The organism is Cellulosimicrobium sp. 4261 (assembly GCF_040546915.1).
GTDB classification, from domain to species: domain Bacteria; phylum Actinomycetota; class Actinomycetes; order Actinomycetales; family Cellulomonadaceae; genus Cellulosimicrobium; species Cellulosimicrobium cinnabarinum.
The window spans coordinates 41,962-63,337 of record NZ_JBEPOQ010000001.1 but is presented as its reverse complement, the minus strand read 5'-3'; the positions used below and the strand labels follow the sequence as shown (position 1 = coordinate 63,337).

Genomic DNA, 21,376 nt, shown 5'->3' with positions numbered 1-21,376 from the left:
GTGACGTCCTGCACGAGTGGTCGTGACGTACGACACACGTGCGTAGACTCACCCCCATCGCTCCGGCAGGGGACCGGCGCGACGGTCGCGCGGTTCGTCAAGGAGGACGGATGCTCACGCTCGGTACGGAAAGTCTCACCATCGTCGCGGTCATCGCGGCGATCGCCCTCGTGGCCCTGGCCTTCGCGGTCGTCCTGCGCAGACAGGTCCTCGCCGCGGACGAGGGCACGGCGAAGATGCAGGACATCGCCCAGGCCGTGCAGGAGGGCGCCGGCGCGTACCTGAGCCGACAGTTCCGCACGCTCGCGCTGTTCGCGGCGATCGTCTTCGGCCTCCTGTTCCTGCTGCCGGGCGACGGCGGCATCCGCGTGGGGCGCTCGGTCGCCTTCCTCGTGGGCGCCGGGTTCTCGGCCGCGATCGGCTACCTCGGGATGTGGCTCGCGGTGCGCGCGAACGTGCGCGTCGCGTCGGCCGCGACCCGGCCGGGCGGGCGCTCGGAGGGTGCGCGCATCGCGTTCCGGACGGGCGGCGTCGTCGGCATGTCGGTCGTCGGGCTCGGTCTGCTCGGCGCCGCGGGCGTCGTGCTCGTCTACAAGGGCGACGCCCCGGCGGTGCTCGAGGGCTTCGGGTTCGGCGCGGCCCTGCTGGCGATGTTCATGCGCGTCGGCGGCGGGATCTTCACCAAGGCGGCCGACGTCGGCGCCGACCTCGTCGGCAAGGTCGAGCAGCACATCCCGGAGGACGACCCGCGCAACGCCGCCACGATCGCGGACAACGTGGGCGACAACGTCGGCGACTGCGCGGGCATGGCGGCCGACCTGTTCGAGTCCTACGCGGTGACGCTCGTCGCCGCCCTCATCCTCGGCAAGGCGGCGATGGGCGAGGAGGGTCTCGTCTTCCCGCTCGTCGTCACGGCGCTGGGTGCGCTCGTCGCGGTGCTCGGCGTCTTCATCACGCGCGTGCGGGGCCAGGAGAACGGGCTCAAGGCGATCTACCGCGGCTTCTACCTGTCGGCGCTCGTCGGCGCGGCGCTCGCGGCCGTCGCGGCGTTCGTCTACCTGCCGTCGTCGTTCGCCGCGCTCGACGGCACGGCGGACCTCGGCGAGCTGTCCGGCATCGCGGCGGACCCGCGCGTCGTCGCGAGCCTCGCCGTCGTCATCGGCATCGTCCTCGCGGGCATCATCCTGTGGATCACGGGCTACTTCACCGGGACGACGTCGAAGCCCACCCTGCACGTGGCGGCCACCTCGCGCACGGGCGCGGCGACCGTCGTCCTGTCCGGCATCGGTGTCGGGTTCGAGTCGGCGGTGTACACGGCGGGCGTGATCGCCGCGGCGATCTGCGGCCTGTTCCTCCTCGCGGGCGGGTCCGTGTGGCTCGCGCTGTTCCTCGTGGCCCTCGCCGGGTGCGGCCTGCTGACGACGGTCGGCGTCATCGTCGCGATGGACACGTTCGGCCCCGTCTCGGACAACGCCCAGGGCATCTACGAGATGTCGGTGGGCGAGTCGGGCGACGGCGACGAGGAGGCGGCCCAGATCCTCACGGACCTCGACGCCGTGGGCAACACGACGAAGGCCATCACCAAGGGCATCGCGATCACGACGGCCGTCCTCGCTGCGACGGCGCTGTTCGGGTCGTACGCGGACGCGGTGAGCCATGCGATGGCCGACGTCGAGCGGGTGGGCGGGGGGCTCGTCGCGTCGATGCTCGACTACGAGATCATCTCGCCGATCACGCTCGTGGGCCTCATCCTCGGCGCCGCGACCGTCTTCCTCTTCTCGGGTCTCGCGATCGACGCCGTGACCCGGGCCGCGGGCGCGATCGTGTTCGAGGTGCGGCGCCAGTTCCGCGAGCACCCCGGGATCATGACGTTCCAGGAGCGCCCCGAGTACGGCAAGGTCGTCGACATCTGCACGCGCGACTCGCTGCGCGAGCTCGCGACCCCCGGCCTGCTCGCGGCGTTCGCGCCCATCGCCGTCGGCTTCGGCCTGGGCGTCGGGCCGCTCGCCGGGTTCCTCGCCGGGGCGATCGGCGCGGGCGTCCTCATGGCGGTGTTCCTCGCCAACTCGGGCGGCGCGTGGGACAACGCGAAGAAGATCGTCGAGGACGGCGCGTACGGGGGCAAGGGCTCGCCGGCGCACGACGCGACGGTCATCGGCGACACGGTGGGCGACCCGTTCAAGGACACCGCCGGTCCCGCGATCAACCCGCTCATCAAGGTGATGAACCTCGTGTCGGTGCTCATCGCGCCGGCGGTGGTGCTCATGAGCGTGCCCGAGGACGCGAACCACGTCCTGCGCATCGGGATCGCGGTCGTCGCGGCCGCCATCGCGTTCGGCGCGGTGATCATGTCGCGGCTGCGGGCGGCGCGCGTCGACCGCGAGGAGTCCGCCGTCGAGCGGGAGCGCGTCGCGACCGGTGCCTGACGCACGGCCACCACGCGCGCTGGAGGGCGCCCGGGTCGACCCGGGCGCCCTCCGGCGCGCGCGGCGTGTGCCTGCAGCCCTCGGGGCTACCCCGTGACGGTGAACGTCGCGCGCAGGAGGGCGTCCTCGCGCGACGACGGCCCGACGCGCAGCTCGAACTCGCCCGGCTCGACGACGCGGCGCCCGCGCGCGTCGACGAGCGTGCAGTCCGCCACGGGCACCTCGAGGCCGACGGTCGTCGACTCGCCCGGCGCGAGGTCCACCTTGCGGTAGGCCTTGAGCTCCTTCTCGGCCCACGTCACGGACGTGACGGTGTCGCTCACGTAGACCTGGACGGTCTCGCGCACGGGGCGCGGCCCGGTGTTCGTCAGCGTGACCTCGGCGCGCACGACGTCGTCGGGCCCGTGCTCCGTGCCGAGCACCCGCAGGCCGTCGTACTCGACGGTGGTGTAGCTCAGGCCCTCGCCGAACGCGAACGCGGGGCTCTGCGTGAGGTCGGCGTAGCGGACGCCGTGCTGGCCGCGGACCACGTTGTAGTACGTGGGCTGCTGGCCGGCGTGGCGCGCGAACGAGATCGGCAGGCGCCCCTCGGGCTCGATCAGCCCGAGCACGAGCTCCGCGACGGCCTGGCCGCCCCGCATCCCGGGGTTGGCCGCCCAGACGACCGCCGCCGCGGCGTGCGCCGACGGCGGCAGGACGAGCGGCTTCGACGCGACGACGACCACGACCACGGGGGTGCCGGTGGCGACGAGGGCGTCGAGCAGCGCGACCTGTCCGCCGACGAGCTCGAGCGTCGCGGTCGAGCGGCCCTCGCCCACGAGCTCGATGCGGTCGCCCACCACGGCGACGGCGAGGTCGGCGTCGCGGGCCGCGGCGACGGCCTCGGCGATCAGCGCGTCGTCGGGGGCGGCCGGCACGACCACCTGGGGCCGGGGCTGCCCGTCGGGGAACAGCTCGCCCTCGGGGTCGGGCGCGAGCGTGAGGACGTCGGCGCCGCGCGCGTGCGTCACGGCCCAGCCCTCCGGGGCGAGCGCGCGGAAGCCGTCGAGCACGGTCGTCGTCATCTCGCGCGGGTGGCCGTCGGGCAGCCAGTCGGCCTGCCCCGACGCGCCCGCCCAGTCGCCGAGCTGGGTGTGGTCGTCGTCCGCGTTCGGGCCGACGACGGCGATCGTCCGGGCGGGCGCACCGCCCGGGGCGAGGGCCCGGCCGTCGGGCACGCCGGCGGCGCGGGCGAGCCCGCCCGCGAACGGGAGGGTGCCGTCGTTGGTGAGGAGCACGAGGGAGCGGCGCGCGACCTCGAGGTTGACCGTGGTGTGCTCGGCCGACGCGATGACCGCCTGCTGGCGCGCGACGTCCGGCCGGCGGGGGTCCTCGAACAGGCCGAGCCGGAACTTGAGCGTGAGGATGCGTCGCACGGCGGCGTCGATCGCGGCCTCCTCGACGAGGCCGCGGTCGACGGCCTCGAGCGCTCCCTCGAAGAAGTGCGGCGTCGTCATGACCATGTCGTTGCCGGCGCGCACGGCCGCGGCGGACGCGTGCACGTAGTCGGGCTGGATGTGCTGCTCCCACACCATGCGACCCACGTTGTCCCAGTCGGTGACGAGCGTGCCGGTGTACCCCCACTCGCCGCGCAGGACGTCGTCGAGCAGCCAGCCGTTCACGGTGACGGGCACGCCGTCCATGGACTGGTAGCCGAGCATGAACGTGGCGCAGCCCTCGCGCGCGACCCGCTCGAACGGGGGCAGGAACCACGACCGGAGCTTGCGCTGCGAGATGTCGGCCTCGCTCGCGTCGCGCCCGCCCTGCGTCTCGGAGTAGCCCGCGAAGTGCTTCGCCGTGGCGAGGATGCCCGTCGGGTCGGACAGCCCGTCGCCCTGGTAGCCGCGCACCATCGCGGACGCGAGCTCGCCGATGAGGAACGGGTCCTCGCCGAACGTCTCGTCGACGCGGCCCCAGCGCAGGTCACGCGCGATGCAGAGCACGGGGGAGAAGGTCCAGTGGACGCCGGTCGCGGCGACCTCGACCGCGGTCGCGCGCGCGACGCGCTCCACGAGCGCGGGGTCCCACGTCGCGGCCATGCCGAGCTGCGTGGGGAAGATCGTCGCGCCGACCCAGAACGAGTGGCCGTGGATGCAGTCCTCGGCGAGCAGCAGGGGGATGCGCAGCCGTGTCCGGCCGGTGAGCTCGTGCGCGGCGACGACGTTCTCCGGCGAGGTGTGCAGCAGCGAGCCCGCGTGCTTCTCGAGCACCGCGGGCCCGACGCCGTCGCGCGCGTCGAGCTGGAGCATCTGGCCGACCTTCTCGGGCAGCGTCATGCGGGCGAGGAGGTCCTCGACGCGGTCGGCCACGGGCACGGCGGGGTCGAGGTAGGGCAGGGTGCTCACGGACGGTCCTTCCACGGCGGCGGCGACGGCGCCCGGTGGCGCCGCGGGTGCGTGCGGCGTCGGCGGACCGGGCGTCGCCACTCTACCGGGAAACCAAGTAACTGGTCAGTAAGTTTGCGAGCTCAGCGCCAGTGGTCGAGGAAGCGCGCGACGGTCCGCGTCGCGTGGTCGAGCACGCGGCCGTCCTCCGCCGCGGCCCCCGAGAGCAGCGCCGCGTCCACCACGTGCGCCACGAGGTCGGTGTCCGTCACGTGCCCGTGGCCCGACGCGTCGAGCACCGTCCGTGCGGCGGCCAGCAGGCGCGGGCGGGACGCGCGCATGATCGGCCGCAGCGCCGGGTCCCGCATGGCCGTGAGCATGGGGTCGAGACGCACGTCGACCACCGAGTCGTCCACGTGCGGGGCGTACAGCGTCTCGATGAGCTCGCGCGCCGTCGCAGTGCTCGAGCGACGCCGGTGGGCGAGCGCGTCGGCGTGCTCCTGAGCGGCCGTCGCGCGCACGTCCTCCGCGGCCTCGACGGCCGCGGCGACGAGCGAGGCGCTCGTCGGGAAGTAGTACGAGGCCGAACCCTGCGGCACGCCCGCGGCGCGCGCGACCTGCCGATGGGTCACGGCGGCGAAGCCCTGGTCGATGAGCAGGTGCGCGGCGGCGTCGACCATCGCGCGCTGCCGCTGCGCGCTGCGCCCCTGCACCGTGGTGCGTGCGCCTCGCGCGCCGCTCGTCGCCGACCGGTCCCGGGCACCCGCAGCGTCGTCCACGCGGCCATCGTAGTGAGGAATAACCTATACGTGCGTATGGTTATCGCCCTCGGACCGCGAGCGCGGCCCGTGGAACGAACGAGGAGTGGAGAAGGATGGTCGCCGCCGAGGGGCTCGTCATCGACTGGGCGCAGATGCCCACCTACAACACCGTGATGTCCGTCGCCGTGGGCGCCGGGCTGATCCTGCTGGTCATGCTCGGCCGCGAGCTCCTGCGGGCGCCCGGGAAGATCGTCGTCGAGGGCTGGTCGCTCGCGTTCGGCGTGCTGGGCACGATCCTCACGGCGACCGGGCTGCACATGACGCTCACGTGGCCGCTCGCCGCGGGCGGCTTCCCGTTCGACAACATCGTCTTCGGCGAGACGAGCCTCGCGTTCGGCGTGCTTCTCCTCGCTGCCGCGTTCTACCTGTGGACGCGCGGCCGCGCCGCGCTCGAGCGGGCCGACGCCACCGAGCACCTGCAGGCCGTGGCGCGCCCCGTCTCGGTGTTCGTGCTCGGCATGGGCCTCGGCCTCGTCGCCATCGCGATCGCGGGCGTGACGTACCAGCTCTTCGCCGCGCCGCCGGAGGAGCCGATCTCCGGCGCGTTCGCCGCCTACCCGCTCGTCGAGGCGATCTTCATGTCCGGGCTCATCGCGCTCGTGGGCGTCGGCGCGATCCTCTTCCCGTTCGCGGTCCGCTCCGGGCGCCGCGTCGTGCGGGTCGTCATCGGGTGGGCCTGGGGCCTGTCCGGCGTCGCGTTCCTGCTGTTCGGCGCGATGAACTTCTTCACCCACATCGGCCTCATCGTCAACACGATGGGCTGACGCCGCGGCGACCGTGAGGACCCCGTGGGCCGGCCCGGCCCGCGGGGTTCTTCGCGCGCGCGGGAGGCGTCATCATAGGGGCCATGCAATCACCGGTGCGCGCCGTGGCCCACGCCGCGGTCCTCGCCGTCGTCGCCGGGCTGTGCCTCGCGGTCGTGGCGAGCGGGGCGTTCGACGTCGTGTCGCTCCCGGGCTCCGCGCCCGCCGCCGCGCCGCCCCCGCCGGCCGCTCCCGGGCCCGGTTCCGCGGACGCCGGGGACCCCGCGGACGGCACGGACTCCGACCCCGCGGGTCCCGGCACGACGGACCCCGGCGCGACCACCGCGCCGGACGACGGCGCGGACGCGGGGGCGGGCGCCGTCGACCCGGCGTGCCGCGAGGCGGAGGTCGCGTGGGCCGCGGCGGCCAAGGCGCAGGTGAACCTCACCGTGGAGCACCCCGTGGCGCTCGTCGAGGGGTTCACCACCGCCCGCGACACGCTCGCCGGGGCCACCCCGCCCGCGGCGGTCGCGCGCGACTGGGCCGTCGTCACGACCTACCTCACGATGATCGCGGACGAGGTCGAGGCCACGGGCACGCGGGACACGGGTGAGCTGTCGCGGGCGATCGACCGTGTGGGTCGCCGGATCGACACGGCCGCTCTCACGTCGTCGTCGCGGGCCGTCACCGAGTACTTCCGGGCCGGCTGCGTGCTCTGACCCGTCCCGGGCGAACTTCACCCCGTGGCGATGGCCACATGGGGAGCGGTCCCCACTTCGAGGTTTTGAGGGCGCGCGACGCGCGTCCGTGGGAAACCATGGTCGTCATGCGCACCCGACTGACGATCACCAAGACCACCACCGCCCTCGCGACGAGCGCTCTCCTCGTGCTCGGCCTGGCCGCCTGCGGTGGCTCCAGCGACGACGCGAGCACCGACTCCGACACCACGGCGGCGGAGGAGACCACCCCGGCCGAGGAGGAGACCACCCCGGCCGAGGAGCCCACCGAGGAGGAGTCCGGCGACACCGAGGCGTCGGGCGACTTCTGCACCGCCTACGACGCCCTGCTCGACGCCCAGACGACCCTGAGCTCGATCGACACGAGCGACCCGGCCGCCGCCGTGACGCAGTTCGAGACGTTCACGGCGTCGCTCGAGGCCGCCGAGGCCCCGGCCGAGATCAGCACCGACTGGGACAACGTCACCGGCGTCTTCCGCCAGCTCACCGACACGCTCGAGACCGCGGTCGACGACCCGGCGAACGCCGACATCTCCTCGATCACGTCGCTCATGACGGACGAGACCTTCCAGACCTCGGCGCAGAACGTCGCGGTCTACGGCACGCAGAACTGCTGACCACGCCGTCCCCCCGCGACCCGACGGACCCCCGGCACGCCTCGGCGCGCCGGGGGTCCGTCGCGTCCGGGGCGGCGCGGGCCCTCGGCCGCCGCGCGCGGATCGGTGAGGATGGAGCCATGCCTCCCGCCTCCAGCACCCCGAGCCCGTCGTCGCGCACCGCCGCGGACGGGCCCGGCCCCGTCCCGCCCGGCGCGGGCCTCGCCCCCGCCGACCTCGCGGCCGCGGCAGCGACGCTGCGCGAGGACCTCGCGGCGGCGGACTTCACGGTCGACGGCGTCGAGCGCGCGCTCGGTCCCGTCGCGTCCGCCGCGCTGCACCGCGAGCAGGCCGTCCCGGCGCGGCGCGCGCTGCGCGACCGCGGTCGCGAGGGGGCCGACCCCACGGCCGCTCTCGCCGCCCTCTTCCTCCTCGGCGACGACGTGCCCCGGCGCGCCCTCGACGCGGCGCTCGGGCGCACGGGGGTCGACGGCGCCCGCCGGCTGGGCCTCGTCGAGGCGGCGGGCGCGGGCGACGACGACGCGGTGCGCGCGCTCGTCGACCTGCGGCCGTACGCGGCGACCGACGCCGCGGGCCCCGTCACGTGGTGGCTGTCGTCGGACCTGGGCGAGCTCGCGACGGGTCGCCGGCTCGCCCCGGACCACGTGCTCGGTGCGGGCGGCGCGTCCCTGACGCTCGCCCAGGTGACCGTCCGGACGCCGGTCGGGCGCGTGCTCGACCTCGGGACGGGCTGCGGCATCCAGGCCCTGCACGCCGCGCGGCACGCGCGCGCGGTCGTCGGCACGGACATCTCGCGCCGGGCGCTCGGCTTCGCCGCGTTCAACGCGGCGCTCGACGCGGCGTTCGACGAGGCGTCGGGCCCCGCCGCCGGAGCCGCACCCCACGGCCCGGCGACCGGGCGCGTCGAGCTGCGCGAGGGCTCGATGCTGGAGCCGGTCGCGGGCGAGCGCTTCGACCTCGTCGTGTCGAACCCGCCGTTCGTCATCACGCCGCGCGCCGCCGGGGCCGCGCTCCCGGACTACGAGTACCGCGACGGCGGCCGGTCGGGCGACGACCTCGTGCGCGACCTCGTGACGGGCGTCGGCGCCGTGCTCGAGTCCGGGGGCGTCGCGCAGCTCCTCGGCAACTGGGAGCACCGCCGCGGGATCCCGTGGGACGAGCGCGTGGGCGCGTGGCTCGACGAGGCCGGTCTCGACGGCTGGGTGGTCCAGCGCGAGGTGCTCGACCCCGCGGAGTACGCGGAGACCTGGATCCGCGACGGCGGCACGACCCCCGAGCGCGAGCCCGCGGCATGGGCGGCGGCGTACGGCGCGTGGCTCGACGACTTCGCCGCGCGCGACGTGGAGGCCGTCGGTTTCGGCATCGTCACGCTGCGCCGTCCGCTCGCGGGCGCGCGCCCGACGCTGCGGCGGCTCGAGGAGCACACCGGGTCGGTGCGCCAGCCGCTCGGCGCGCACCTCGCGGCGTCGCTCGCGGCGCACGACTGGCTCGCGGCGCGCGACGACGCGGCCCTCGCGGGCGAGCGGCTCGCCGTCGCGCCCGACGTCACGGAGGAGCGGTTCCACACGCCCGGCGCGCCGGACCCCACGGTCGTCCTGCTGCGCCAGGGCGACGGCCTGGGCCGCGCCGTGCGGGCGACGACGGGGCTCGCCGCCCTCGTCGGCGCGAGCGACGGCGAGCTGACGGTCGGGCAGCTCGTGGGAGCGATCGCCGCGCTGTTCGAGGTCGGTGCCGAGGACCTCGCGGGCGACCTCCTGCCCGACGTGCGCGGCCTCGTGCGCGACGGCTTCCTCGCACCCGTGGGCTGACGCGCGCGACACGCCCCGGCCGCACCGATACGTTGGGGCGGCATGGACCTCGAGGTGCGGCACCTGCGCATGATCGTGACGGTGGCCGAGACGGGCAGCGTGACCAAGGCGGCGGCGTCGCTCGGTCTCGCGCAGCCCGCCCTCACGGCCCAGCTCAACCGGATCGACCGCACGCTCGGCGGGTGCGTCTTCACGCGCGACCGCCAGGGCGCGCGCCCCACGGAGCTCGGCGAGCTCGTGCTGCGGCACGCGCGCGTCGTGCTGCCCGCCATGTCCGCCCTGGTCGACGACGCCCGGCGGCTCACGAGCGAGCACGGCACGGTCGGCCGCGTGCACGTGGGGACGGTGAGCTCCGCGATCGGCGGCCTGTTCGCGAGCCGGCTGCACACCGCGCTGCCCGGAGCGCTGGGGGTCGACGACCTGCTCGTCACGACCGCGACGTCGTGGTCCGTCGAGGAGACCGCGGACCGGCTCGCGAGCGGGACGCTCGACGTCGCGCTCGTCGGCATGTGCGGCGACGCGACCCCGCCCGCGGCCGGGGGCCTGGTGTGGACGGCGGTGTCGACCGACCCGGTGTTCGTGCTCGTCGACGAGTACCACCCCGTGGCGGGGCGCGACGCCGTCGGGCTGGGCGAGCTCGCCGACGCGCTGTGGCTCACCGCCCCCGGGAGCGGGTGCTTCGAGCGCTGCTTCGTCGGGGCGTGCGCGCGGGCGGGCTTCACGCCGCGCGCGATGGGGGAGTCGGACCGCACGTCGTGCATCGACCAGGTGCGCGGCGGGCACGCGGTCGCGCTCGTCCAGCCAGTGCTCCTCGACGCCCCCGGCGTGCGGACCGTCGCGCTCGAGGGCGCCCCGCTGCGCTGGACGCACCACGTGGGGTGGCGGCGCGACGCCGTCGACCGCCTCCCGGTCGACGCGGTCCTGCGGGCCGCGACGGGTGCGCACCGCGACGCCGTCCAGCGCTCGCCCCGCTACCGGCGGTGGCGCGCCGAGCACCCGGTGGAGACCGCGTAGGGGCGAGCCCCCACATAGCGCCCGCGTATGACCTGATCGTGATCTGGGCGCGCCCTGGACGTGTCTTTAGCGTGGCCTCGACCGGGCCACCCGGGCCCGGCGAAGGGAATGGACGACATGACACGACCACTCCGCAGGAGGCTCGCCGCGGTCACCGCCGCGGCGACGCTCCTGGCGGGCGGGGCCGCGACGCACGCCGTCGCCGCCACGCCCGCACCCGACGACCAGCGCGCGACGGTGCGCGCGGTCCCCAAGACGGCCCCCGGCCTGGAGCGCGCGCTGGAGCGCGACCTGGGCCTCAGCGCGCGGGACGCACGGACGCGCCTCGCCTTCCAGTCCGACGCCGCGGGCACCGAGGCCGCGCTCGAGCGGCGCCTCGGCGCCGACTATGCGGGCGCCTGGGTCGACGCCGCCGCGAACGTCCTCTACGTCGGCGTCACCGACGCCGCCGACGCGCGCACGGTGCGCGCCGAGGGCGCCACCGCGGTCGACGTCGACCACACGCTCGCCGACCTCGAGACCTGGCGCGCGACGCTCGACGGCGCGCTCGCCGACGACCCGGCGGCGCTGCCGGGCTGGTATGTCGACGTGACGCGCAACCGCGTCGTCGTCTCGGTGCGCGAGGGCGGCCAGGCCGACGTCGCCGCGCAGGTCGCCGCCGCGGGCGTCCCCGCCGACGCGGTCGCGTACGAGGAGACGACGGAGTCCCCGCAGCCGCTGATCGACGTCGTGGGCGGGAACGCGTACACGATCGGCGGGGGCAGCCGGTGCTCCGTCGGGTTCGCGGTCCAGGGCGGGTTCGTCACCGCCGGGCACTGCGGCTCGACCGGCGCGCGCACGTCCGGGCCGGCGGGCACGTTCCGCGGGTCGAGCTTCCCGGGCAACGACTACGCGTGGGTCCAGGTCGACGCGGGGAACACGCCCGTGGGCGCGGTGAACAACTACGCCGGGGGCCGCGTCGCGGTCGCGGGCGCGACGCAGGCGCCGGTCGGGGCCTCCGTCTGCCGCTCGGGCTCGACCACCGGCTGGCACTGCGGCACCGTCCAGGCGTACAACGCGTCCGTCACCTACCCGCAGGGGACCGTCACCGGGCTCATCCGCACGACGGTGTGCGCCGAGCCGGGCGACTCCGGCGGCTCGCTCCTCGCGGGCAACCAGGCGCAGGGCGTCACGTCCGGCGGCTCCGGGAACTGCAGCTCCGGCGGGACGACGTACTTCCAGCCGGTGGGCGAGATCCTCTCGGCGTACGGCCTGACGCTCGTCACGAGCGACGGCGGGGGCGGCACGCCGCAGCCGCCGGCGGGCTGCAGCGGCTACGCCCGCACGTACACCGGGTCGCTCGCCGCGGGCACGACGGCCGTGCAGCCCAACGGGTCGTACTACACGGCCGGGGCCGCCGGGACGCACCGCGCGTGCGTGAGCGGTCCGAGCGGTGCCGACTTCGACCTCTACCTCCAGCGCTGGAACGGGTCGACGTGGGCGACGGTCGCGCAGTCGACCTCTCCGGGCGCGAACGAGTCCGTCTCCTACTCGGGGGCCGCGGGCTACTACCGGTTCGTCGTCCAGGCGTACTCCGGCTCGGGCGCCTACACGCTGGGGGCGACGACGCCCTGACCCGCCCGCCGCGCGCCGAGCACGAGGTTGCCGTCGTTCCCGTCCGCTTCCCGGGAGCAGCCTCGTGCTCGGCCGCGCGGGCCGTCAGGCCAGCAGCGCCGGGCCGTACTTGAGCAGCACGAGGGCGGCGAGGCCCACGAGCCACGCCGCGACGAGGTAGCCGTACGCGCCCGACCGCACGAACCCGAGCAGGCGCGCCTGGGCGCCGCGCGGCAGGTAGAGGTTGTCCTCCAGGACGTTCCAGTGCAGCAGCGACGCGAACACGAGCGTCGTGGAGACCGTGATGAGCAGGCACCACGGGCACAGCGCCCCGATGACGAACATCGACTGGTAGAAGAGCCAGTACGCGAACACGACCCCGAGCAGGTACACGCACTGCGCGGCGAAGAGGAACCACCGGGGGAAGCGGGTCCCGCCGAGCGCCGCGACCGCCGTCGTGATGACGATCGGCTCCGCGACGAGCCCGAGGAACGCGTTGGGGAAGCCGAACACCTGCGCCTGCCACGACTGCGCGACCGTCCCGCACGACAGCACGGTGTTGACGTCGCACGACAGCACCGCGCCGGGGTCCCCGGCGAGGAGGACGGCGTCGTACGACAGCACGAACGCCGCGGTGAGGCTCAGCAGCCCGAACAGGAGCATCTCGCCGAACAGCACGGAGCGGGAGTGGGTCCAGCCGGTGGGCCGGGCGAAGGGGTCGAAGCCCGCGTCCGGCGTGGTGCCCGACGCCGTCGGGCCGGCCGAGCGGGCGTCGTCCGCGAGCGCGGTGGTCGTTCCGGTCACGGGCGGTCCTCGGGTCCGCGGGGCCCCGCCGGATCGGTCCGGCGGGCGGGCAGAAGGTGGCGCCGGCCGGCAGGGTGGGCGCGCTGCCGGCCCGGCGCCGCCCCCAGCGTACGAACGCGCGCGGCGGCCCCGACAGGGACCATGGTCCCGGATCCGGGGCGCTTCTCGGGTGGTCCCGGGCCGCCCGGTCGGACGCCCGCCGAGCCCGTCGGGAGGGCGGCCCGCGGTGGGTCGTGGGGGCGGTGGGGGCGGTCCGCCCTAAGATCTGGGGGCGCCCCCGCGTGTGGCGCGCCCCGGCCGCCGCCGGGCACCGACCCACCCCGCCCGAGAGGACCTGCGTGCAGCACGACGACGTCGACTCCCTGCGACGGTCGAGCGCGGCGTGGCGGCTCCTGCGCGCGGACACGGCGCCGCTCGTGCTCTCGTTCCTCGGCACGCTGTTCGTCGAGGACAACGTGCGCGCCATCCCGGAGAGCGAGCTCGTCGCGCGCCTCGACGACCACCTGTGGGCCGTCGACGGCCGGGCCGCGCGCGCCTCCGGCACGGAGCCGCGGTACCCGCGCGCCCCGCAGGCGTACGTCGACCACTGGACGCACCCGGACCAGGGCTGGTTGCGCGCCTGGTACCCGCCCGGCTCGGCCGAGCCGCACTACGACGCGACGCCCGCCGTCGAGCAGGCCGTTCGCTGGGTCGCGTCGCTGCGCGGGCGCGGGTTCGTCGGCACCGAGTCGCGGCTCAACACCGTCTTCGAGCTGCTGCGCCAGCTCGCCGTCGGCACGCAGACCGACCCGGCGGAGCGCCTGCGCGAGCTCGAGGAGCGCCGTGCCGCCATCGACGACGAGATCGCCCAGGTCCGCGCGGGGCGCGTCGCTGTCCTCGACGCGGCGGCGCAGCGCGACCGCTACCAGCAGCTCACCCAGACGGCGGCCGACCTGCTCTCCGACTTCCGCGAGGTCGAGGCGAACTTCCGCTCCCTCGACCGGGAGCTGCGCGAGCGCATCACCGGCTGGGACGGCGCGAAGGGCGAGCTGCTCGAGGAGGTCGTGCGGTCGCGCACGGCCATCGCGGAGTCGGACCAGGGGCGGTCGTTCCACGCGTTCTACGACTTCCTCCTCGACCGGCGCCGCCAGGAGGAGTTCGCCGCGCTCGTCGACCGCGTCCAGTCCCTCGACGCGATCGCGCCCGACGTCGTCCGGCCGGCCCCCGGGACGCCGGGCCCGGTCGTGGACGCCGCCGCGCAGGCCGCGTCCCGGGAGCAGGAGCACCGGCGCCTGCGCCGCGTCCACTACGACTGGCTCGACGCCGGGGAGCGGACCCAGGCGACCGTGCGGACCCTCTCCGAGCAGCTCCGTCGCTTCCTCGACGACCAGGTGTGGCTCGAGAACCGACGGGTCATGGACATCCTGCGCGGCGTCGAGGCGAAGGCGCTCGCCGCGCGCGACGTCGCCCGCGCGGCAGGCCGCGCCGGTGCCCCGCCGGGGATGCCGGTGGACGCCGTCGCGCCCGAGGTCGTGCTGCCGACGGAGCGGCCGCTCTTCACGCCGCGGCCCACGGCCCGCCTCGACTCCGACCACGTCGAGGTCGGCGACGACGACTTCGAGGTCGACGCGCTGTACGACCAGGTGCACGTCGACCCGGAGCGCCTCGCGCGCACGGTCCGCGCGACGCTCTCGCGGCCCGGGGGCCCGGGGGAGGTCGCGCTCGCGGACCTGCTCGCCGAGGCCCCGCTCGAGCACGGGCTGGCCGAGCTCGTGACGTACCTGTCGCTCGAGGACCCGCGGTTCGTCGTCGTGCACGACGACGAGCGCACCGACGAGGTGCGCTGGGAGGGCGAGGCCCCGGCGGGGCCCGTCGCCGAGGACGGCGCGCCGGACCCGGTGGTGCGCGTCGCGCGCCTGCCCCGCGTCACGTACGCGCGGCGGACGAGCGGCTCGCCGCCCGGCGGGCCCCCCGCCCGGCACCCCGACGCACGACCCGACGCCGTCCCCGACCCGAGCCCGGAGGAGACCCCGTGAGCACGACCCGCACCGCGCGCGACCCGGAGCTGTCCGTCGTCGTGACGTCGCTGCTCAAGGGCGTCGTCTACCGCGAGTCCGGCGAGGCGCTGTGGCGCGACCTGCTCGCGCGCGAGGCGCAGGTGCGCGACGCCGTCGCGATGCTGGGGCTGCAGGTCGTCGTCGACGAGGGCGACGGCTACGCCTACCTGCGCTCGCAGCCGGAGCACGAGCGCGACGAGCGGGTGCCGCGCCTGATCCCGCGCCGCGAGCTGCCGTTCGACGTCAGCCTGCTGCTCGCCCTCCTGCGCAAGCGGCTCGCGCAGGCGGACTCGGAGGGCGGCGAGACACGCCTCGTGCTCACGCGCTCGGAGATCGTCGACCTGCTGCGGGTCTTCCTCACCCAGGACGCGGGCGCCGCGGCGAACGAGGCGCGGCTCGTGGACCGGGTCGACGCGCTCGTCCGGCGGGTCGTGGAGCTCGGCTTCCTGCGCCCGGCGGGTCGCCCGGACCCGGACGGGCCCGACGGTGCTGCGTCGCCCGACGGCGGCGACACGGCCGACGGGGAGGCCCGGCGGTACGAGGTGCGCCGCATCCTCAAGGCGTTCGTCGACGCGCAGTGGCTCGCGGACTTCGACGCGCGCCTCGCGCAGTACCTGGAGCTCGCCGCGGACGGCGGCGGCCCGGGGTCGGGGGCGCGCGCCGGGGCCGGCGCGGGGACAGGCCTGGCGACGGGCACGGCGGGCACGACGACGAGGACGGTGGCGTGATGGAGGGCCTGTTCAGCGCGGTCGAGCTGCACGACCCGGCGGCCGACCTCGACGCACGCGCCGGGTTCCGGCTCGAGCGCCTCGAGGTGCTCAACTGGGGCACCTTCGACCAGCGGGTGTGGGCGTTCGACCTCGACGGGCGCAACGCCCTCCTCACGGGCGACATCGGCTCGGGCAAGTCGACCATCGTCGACGCGGTCACGACGCTGCTCGTGCCGTCGCACCGGATCTCGTACAACAAGGCGGCCGGGGCGGGCGCGCGCGAGCGGTCGCTGCGGTCGTACGTCGCGGGGCACTACAAGTCGGAGCGCGACGAGGCGACGGGCACGACGCGCCACGTGGGCCTGCGCGAGCGCGGCACGTACTCGGTGGTGCTGGGGAGGTTCTCCAACCGCGGGTTCGACCAGGAGGTCACGCTCGCGCAGGTGTTCTGGCTCGCCCCGGGCCAGGCGGGCCAGCCGGACCGCTTCTTCGTCACGGCGGACCGTCCGCTGACGATCACCGAGGACTTCGCGGGCTTCGGCGGCGACGTCGCGGCGCTGCGCCGTCGCCTGCGCGAGTCCGGCGCGCAGGTGCGCGACCACTTCCCCGACTACGGGCGCGACTTCCGCCGCCTGCTCGGCATCCCGTCGGAGCAGGCCATGGACCTGTTCCACCAGACGGTGTCGATGAAGTCGGTGGGTGACCTCGGCGAGTTCGTGCGCGAGCACATGCTCGAGCCGTTCGACGCCGACCGCTGGACGGACCGGCTCGTCGCGCACTTCGACGACCTGACGAGCGCCCACGACGCCGTCGTGCGGGCCACCGCCCAGATCGAGCGGCTCGCGCCCCTGCTGGCGGACTGCGACGCGCACGACGCGCTGGGGGAGCGGGCCGACGCGCTCGTCGCGCGCCGCGACGCCCTGCGCGCGTTCACCGCGTCGCGCCGCGTGGCGGACCTCGACGGTCTCATCGGCGCCCTCGACGAGCGCGTGGCCGACGGCGAGGCCCGGCGCCGCCGGCTCGTGGACGAGCTCGGGCTGCTCGGGGCCGAGCGGCAGCGGCTCGAGCTGGAGCGCGCGGGCCACGGCGGCGACCGGCTCGCCGCGATCGAGGGCGAGGTCGCGCGCCGCGAGGTCGAGCGCGCCGCGCGGGAGCGCCGCGTCGCCCAGCTCGCCGGGTACGCGGCGGCGGCCGGTCTGACGCTCGGCGCGGCGCAGGGCGCCGAGGCGAGCGGGACGCGCGCCGTCGGGGACGCGGCACGCGTGGCCGCCGCGCTCGTCGACGCCGAGGCGTTCGCCGCGCTCCGTCGCGAGGCCGACGACGCCGCCGTGCGCGTGCGCGACGAGCTCGCCCGGGCGGAGGAGCACGCGAGCGAGGTCGCGGCGCAGGTCCGCGCCGTCGAGCAGGAGACGGCCGACGTCAAGGCCGAGCTCGCGAGCCTCGCCGACCGCCGGTCCAACCTGCCGCGCACCCACCTGGAGGTCCGGGACCGGCTGTGCGCCGGCGTCGGGCTCGCGCCGGGCGACGTCCCGTTCGTGGGCGAGCTGCTCGCCGTCCGCCCCGAGCACGCCGACTGGGAGGGTGCGGCCGAGCGCGTGCTGCGCGGCTTCGCGCTCTCGCTCCTCGTGCCGGCGGCGCACTACGACGCGGTGTCCGCGTGGGTCGACCGCGAGCACCTCGGCCTGCGGCTCGTCTACCACCGGGTGCCCGAGCGCGTCCCCGCCGCCCGGCCGGCGCCGCGCGAGGACGGCGTCCCGCTCCTCGCCGACCTGCTCGACGTGCGCCGCCTCGACGACGCGCCGACCCTCACGGCCTGGGTCGAGGCCGAGCTCGAGCGCCGCGCCGACCACGCGTGCGCCCCGGACCTCGACGCGTTCCGCCGCCTCCCGCGCGCGATCACGCGCGCCGGGCAGGTCAAGCACTCGCCGGACCACCACGAGAAGAACGACACGCGCGCGGTCGACGACCGTCGGGGCTACGTGCTGGGCTGGTCGACGCAGGCGAAGATCGACGCGCTGCTGGAGCAGGCCGCCGAGGTCACGGCGCGTCGCGACGCGCTCGCACGGCGTCGGGACGAGGCGGCCGCCGCGCGCGAGGTCCTCCAGGCCCGCTCCGCCGCGCTCGGGCGGCTCGACGTCTACCGCGACTGGGACGAGCTCGACCGCGGCGCCGAGACGGCGCGCATCGCCGAGCTCGCCGAGGAGAAGCGGCGGCTCGAGCAGGCGAGCGACGCGCTCGGCCGCCTCGCGGCGCTCCTCGACGACAACGCGCGCCGTCAGGCGGAGCTCGAGGCGGAGCGCGACCGCGTCGTCGCGACGCTCGGCGCCGACCGGCACGCGCTCGACGAGGCGCGGACGGCGCGCGAACGGGCGCGTGCCGTGCTCGACGGCGCGGGCGAGACGCTCGACGCGGAGACGACGGCGGCCCTCGCCGCGGAGTTCGACCGGGAGCTCGCGGGGTTCGGTGGCGCGGGACCGGACGGCGGGGCCGACGGCCCGACGCGCGCGGCCGACCTCGACGCCGTCGAGAACGCGGTGCGCTCGCGGCTCACCGCCGAGGCCGAGCAGGCGCAGCGCGAGCGCGCGGACCTCGGGACCCGGATCGCGGGCCAGATGGCCTCGTTCCGGTCCGCGTACCCCGTCGAGACCGCGGAGCTCGACGCGGACGTGCGGTCGGCCGACGGCTACCGCGAGATCCACGACCGGCTCGTGCGCGACGACCTCCCGCGGTTCGAGGCCGACTTCAAGGCGTACCTCAACACCAACGCGATCCGCGACATCGCGGGCTTCGCGGCCGAGCTCGCCAAGCAGGCCGACGTCATCCGCGACCGGATCGACACGATCAACGACTCGCTCCGCGCGATCGACTACAACCCGGGCCGGTACATCCGCCTGGAGATGTCGCGCACGCCCAACCTCGAGGTGCGCGAGTTCCAGCAGGACCTGCGCGCGTGCACCGACGGCGACGGGATCCTCGCCGAGGACGACCGTGCCCTCGCCGAGGGCGACGGGTCGCTCGCCGACGGCGCGCTGTCGTACTCGGAGGACCGGTTCCTGCGGGTCAAGGCGCTCGTCGAGCGGTTCCGCGGCCGCGAGGGCATGACGGACCTCGACGAGGCGTGGCGCCGCCGCGTGACCGACGTCCGCAACTGGTTCGTGCTCTCCGCGTCCGAGCGGTCCCGCGCCGACGACTCCGAGCACGAGCACTACTCCGACTCCGGCGGCAAGTCCGGCGGCCAGAAGGAGAAGCTCGCGTACACCGTGCTCGCGGCGTCGCTCGCCTACCAGTTCAAGCTCGACTGGGGCGCGGTGCGGTCGACGGCGTTCCGGTTCGTCGTCATCGACGAGGCGTTCGGCCGGGGGTCGGACGAGTCGACGCGCTTCGCGCTCGAGCTGTTCCGCCGCCTCGGGCTGCAGCTCCTCATCGTCACGCCGCTGCAGAAGATCCACGTCATCGAGCCGTACATCTCGGCCGTCGGGTTCGTGGACAACCCGACCGGCCGGTCGTCGCGCCTGCGGACGCTGTCCATCGCCGCGTACCGCGAGGGCCGCCGGGAGGGCGACGCCGCGCCGTCGGAGGGCGGCGCCGAGCGCGCGGTCGAGGCGGTGCCCGAGACCCTGCCGGAGAGCGTGGCGACGTAGCGCGTCAGGCGAGCGGGCGGGGCCGCCGGGCGCCCGCCAGGGTCGCGGCGAGGACGGCCTCGATCGCGAACGCGGTCGCCTCCGCGAGGTCGACGGCGTCGGGGTCCAGCAGCCACTGGGTCTGGAGGCCGTCCATCGCGGCGATGATCGTCGACGCGGCGAGGTCGAGCGCGCGGTCGTCGGGCACGGCGGCCGTCTCGTCGCCCGCGGCCCGCCGCTCCTCGACGACCTCGCGGAGCGCGCCGGCGACGTCGGCGCGCAGCCCGGCGAAGCGCGCGGTGACCCACGCGCGCGCCGGGTGGTCGTCCGTGACGGCCTCCCCGGTGAGGACCGTGTAGGTCTGCACGATCCCCGGGCGCTCGGTGTTGGCCGCCGCGGTCGCGACGAGGTGCCGGAACAGGTCGAGCCCGGCCGGCATGTGCTGCCCCTCGAGGTGCGCGACGCCGTCGCGGTCGCGGGCCGCGAGGACCTCGGTGAGGAGGCGCTCCTTCGAGCCGAAGTGGTGCAGCACCCCGGCGTGCGTGATCCCCACCTGCTCGGCGACCTCCGCGAGCGAGCCCTGGTGGTAGCCCCGCGACCCGAAGACGCGCGTCGCCGCGCGGAGGATCTCCTCCCTGCGCTCCGCCGTCCCGGGGCGCGGGCGCCGGGGCCGCGGACCGGGGGAGGACGCGGGGCCGCTCGCGTCGCCGTCGGCGTCGTCGGTGGCGCTCGGCGCGGGGGAGGCGTCGGTCATGGCGTCACCCTACTGGCGGCCCGCGGCGCGTCGTCCGGGACCGTCGACCGGGACCGTCGACCGGGGCGTCCGGACCACGAGGCCGGACCGGTCCGAGGCAGCGCCCGGAGCTCTTCCCGCCGTCTTCCCCGAATGCGCACACGCGTCCTCTACGGTGGTGGGATGCCTTCCGACCACGCCCCGACCCGGCCGCTGCCGACCAGCGGCGGGGCGGGTACGCGGCCGCTCCCGGCGACGCAGCCGATGCCGCCCACGCCCGGACCGGCGGCCGCGCCGCCGCCTGCGGCAGCGCCCCCCGGGACCCCGTACCCGCCCGTCCCGCAGACCGCCGCGGGCGGTCCCTCCGCCCCGGCGCCGCGCAGGATGCCGCACGCGCACGCCGTCCCGGGGCCCGGCGGGCCGAGCACGGGCTCGCGCGTGGTCGCGGGCGTCGTCGCGCTGCTCGCGGTCGCGGGGGCGTGGCTCGTGTGGCGGTTCTTCGTCGACACGTTCGCCGGGCAGATGCTCGAGCGGGCGGCTTTCGACGGCGCCGTGACCGGTCAGGGCGAGCTCTGGGCGGTCGCCGAGCCGGTGCTCGACACGGTCTCGGTCGCGTTCGTCGTGGGCGGCCTGGGCGCCGCGATGGGCATCGCGCTGCTGCGCCGCCGCTGGGGCCTCGCGGTGCAGGTCGCGTTCCTCGTCGTCGGCGCGAACGTCACGACGCAGCTCGTGAAGCACTCGCTCCTCGGCCGCGAGGAGCTCATCGGCGGCTGGCACTGGGAGAACTCGCTGCCCAGCGGCCACACCACCGTCGCGGGGTCGGTCGCGGCCGCCCTGCTGCTCGTCGTGCCGCGCGGGGCGCGGCCGCTCGTCGCCGTCCTCGGTGGTGCGTACACCGCCGCCACGGGGATCTCGACCCTGGTCGGCCAGTGGCACCGCCCGAGCGACGTCGTCGCCGCCGTCCTCGTGGTCCTCGCGTGGGCCGCGCTCGTGTGCGTCTTCACGCCGCGCTCGGCGCTCGACCCGGGCGCCGGGCCCACGCCCGGCTCGACCGTCACGGCGGTGCTCCTCCTGCTCGGCGCGGCCGCCGCGGGCGTCGGAGCGCTGCTCGCGCTGCGTGCGACGCCCGCGACCTGGGGCACGACGGCGGCGCAGGAGGTGACGGCCTACGCGGGCGGCGTCGCGGGGGTGCTGGCGGTGACGGCCGCGGCGTTCGCGGTGCTGCTCCTGGTCCGTCAGTCCACAGCCCGCCCCGACCCGCGTCCCGTTCGGGGGTAGGGTGCGTGCGGCTGGCGCGACGGGAGTAACGTCGTAGGCTGCCACGGCGGGCGACCGGAGGGTCGTCCCGGGT

15 protein-coding genes are annotated in these 21,376 nt (G+C 76.0%); 11 read left to right on the top strand and 4 right to left on the bottom strand.

The annotated features are described in order from the left end of the window. Window positions 1-110 precede the first annotated feature (110 nt). Window positions 111-2,426 (top strand): sodium-translocating pyrophosphatase, encoded by a 2,316-nt coding sequence (locus ABIE39_RS00265; RefSeq protein WP_074810338.1) that lies wholly within the window; start codon window positions 111-113, stop codon window positions 2,424-2,426. An 86-nt stretch (window positions 2,427-2,512) separates the two neighbouring features. On the opposite strand, the gene ABIE39_RS00260 is transcribed toward ABIE39_RS00265, so the two are convergent. Then, window positions 2,513-4,810: an exo-beta-d-1,3/1,6-glucosidase gene (locus tag ABIE39_RS00260; RefSeq protein WP_354049905.1), complete on the bottom strand. Its 2,298-nt coding sequence runs from the start codon at window positions 4,808-4,810 to the stop codon at window positions 2,513-2,515. Between the two features lie 122 nt (window positions 4,811-4,932). After that, window positions 4,933-5,568, bottom strand: coding sequence for a TetR/AcrR family transcriptional regulator (locus tag ABIE39_RS00255; RefSeq protein ID WP_209828337.1), 636 nt, complete (start codon window positions 5,566-5,568; stop codon window positions 4,933-4,935). Window positions 5,569-5,663: 95 nt separating this feature from the next. On the opposite strand from ABIE39_RS00255, the gene ABIE39_RS00250 reads away from it, so the two are divergent. The 6 genes from ABIE39_RS00250 to ABIE39_RS00225 all read left to right on the top strand — a co-directional run bounded on the left by ABIE39_RS00250 (window position 5,664) and on the right by ABIE39_RS00225 (window position 12,143). Beyond that, window positions 5,664-6,374 (top strand): DUF981 family protein, encoded by a 711-nt coding sequence (locus ABIE39_RS00250; protein WP_354049903.1) that lies wholly within the window; start codon window positions 5,664-5,666, stop codon window positions 6,372-6,374. An 83-nt stretch (window positions 6,375-6,457) separates the two neighbouring features. Further along, entirely contained in the window at window positions 6,458-7,072 is a 615-nt protein-coding gene (locus ABIE39_RS00245) for a hypothetical protein (protein WP_354049902.1), read from the top strand. Between the two features lie 107 nt (window positions 7,073-7,179). After that, the gene (locus ABIE39_RS00240; RefSeq protein WP_354049901.1) at window positions 7,180-7,707 is read left to right on the top strand and encodes a hypothetical protein; all 528 of its coding nucleotides are present in this window, start codon (window positions 7,180-7,182) and stop codon (window positions 7,705-7,707) included. Window positions 7,708-7,826: 119 nt separating this feature from the next. Further along, a complete protein-coding gene (locus tag ABIE39_RS00235; RefSeq protein ID WP_354049899.1) occupies window positions 7,827-9,515 on the top strand; it encodes a DUF7059 domain-containing protein in 1,689 nt (562 codons plus the stop codon). A gap of 42 nt (window positions 9,516-9,557) precedes the next feature. Next, window positions 9,558-10,529: a LysR family transcriptional regulator gene (locus ABIE39_RS00230; RefSeq protein WP_354049897.1), complete on the top strand. Its 972-nt coding sequence runs from the start codon at window positions 9,558-9,560 to the stop codon at window positions 10,527-10,529. 117 nt (window positions 10,530-10,646) lie between these two features. After that, window positions 10,647-12,143: a S1 family peptidase gene (locus ABIE39_RS00225; RefSeq protein WP_354049895.1), complete on the top strand. Its 1,497-nt coding sequence runs from the start codon at window positions 10,647-10,649 to the stop codon at window positions 12,141-12,143. 84 nt (window positions 12,144-12,227) lie between these two features. On the opposite strand, the gene ABIE39_RS00220 is transcribed toward ABIE39_RS00225, so the two are convergent. Further along, on the bottom strand, window positions 12,228-12,926 hold the full coding sequence (locus tag ABIE39_RS00220; protein ID WP_255436951.1) for a vitamin K epoxide reductase family protein: 699 nt from the start codon (window positions 12,924-12,926) through the stop codon (window positions 12,228-12,230). Window positions 12,927-13,264: 338 nt separating this feature from the next. On the opposite strand from ABIE39_RS00220, the gene ABIE39_RS00215 reads away from it, so the two are divergent. Genes ABIE39_RS00215 through ABIE39_RS00205 form a run of 3 tightly spaced genes read left to right on the top strand, consistent with a single transcriptional unit; the run spans window position 13,265 to window position 19,313 of the window. Then, on the top strand, window positions 13,265-14,941 hold the full coding sequence (locus ABIE39_RS00215) for a DUF3375 domain-containing protein (RefSeq protein ID WP_354049893.1): 1,677 nt from the start codon (window positions 13,265-13,267) through the stop codon (window positions 14,939-14,941). Beyond that, complete coding sequence (locus tag ABIE39_RS00210) at window positions 14,938-15,690, top strand: DUF4194 domain-containing protein (protein WP_209828346.1); 753 nt, start codon at window positions 14,938-14,940, stop codon at window positions 15,688-15,690. The genes ABIE39_RS00215 and ABIE39_RS00210 overlap by 4 nt, the downstream gene beginning before the upstream one ends. Further along, window positions 15,690-19,313, top strand: a complete 3,624-nt coding sequence (locus tag ABIE39_RS00205; RefSeq protein WP_354049891.1) for an ATP-binding protein — start codon at window positions 15,690-15,692, stop codon at window positions 19,311-19,313. The genes ABIE39_RS00210 and ABIE39_RS00205 overlap by 1 nt, the downstream gene beginning before the upstream one ends. Before the next feature lie 4 nt (window positions 19,314-19,317). On the opposite strand, the gene ABIE39_RS00200 is transcribed toward ABIE39_RS00205, so the two are convergent. Then, window positions 19,318-20,046, bottom strand: a complete 729-nt coding sequence (locus tag ABIE39_RS00200; RefSeq protein ID WP_209828348.1) for a TetR/AcrR family transcriptional regulator — start codon at window positions 20,044-20,046, stop codon at window positions 19,318-19,320. Window positions 20,047-20,208: 162 nt separating this feature from the next. On the opposite strand from ABIE39_RS00200, the gene ABIE39_RS00195 reads away from it, so the two are divergent. Continuing rightward, window positions 20,209-21,303, top strand: coding sequence for a phosphatase PAP2 family protein (locus ABIE39_RS00195; RefSeq protein ID WP_255436952.1), 1,095 nt, complete (start codon window positions 20,209-20,211; stop codon window positions 21,301-21,303). The last annotated feature ends 73 nt before the right edge of the window (window positions 21,304-21,376 follow it).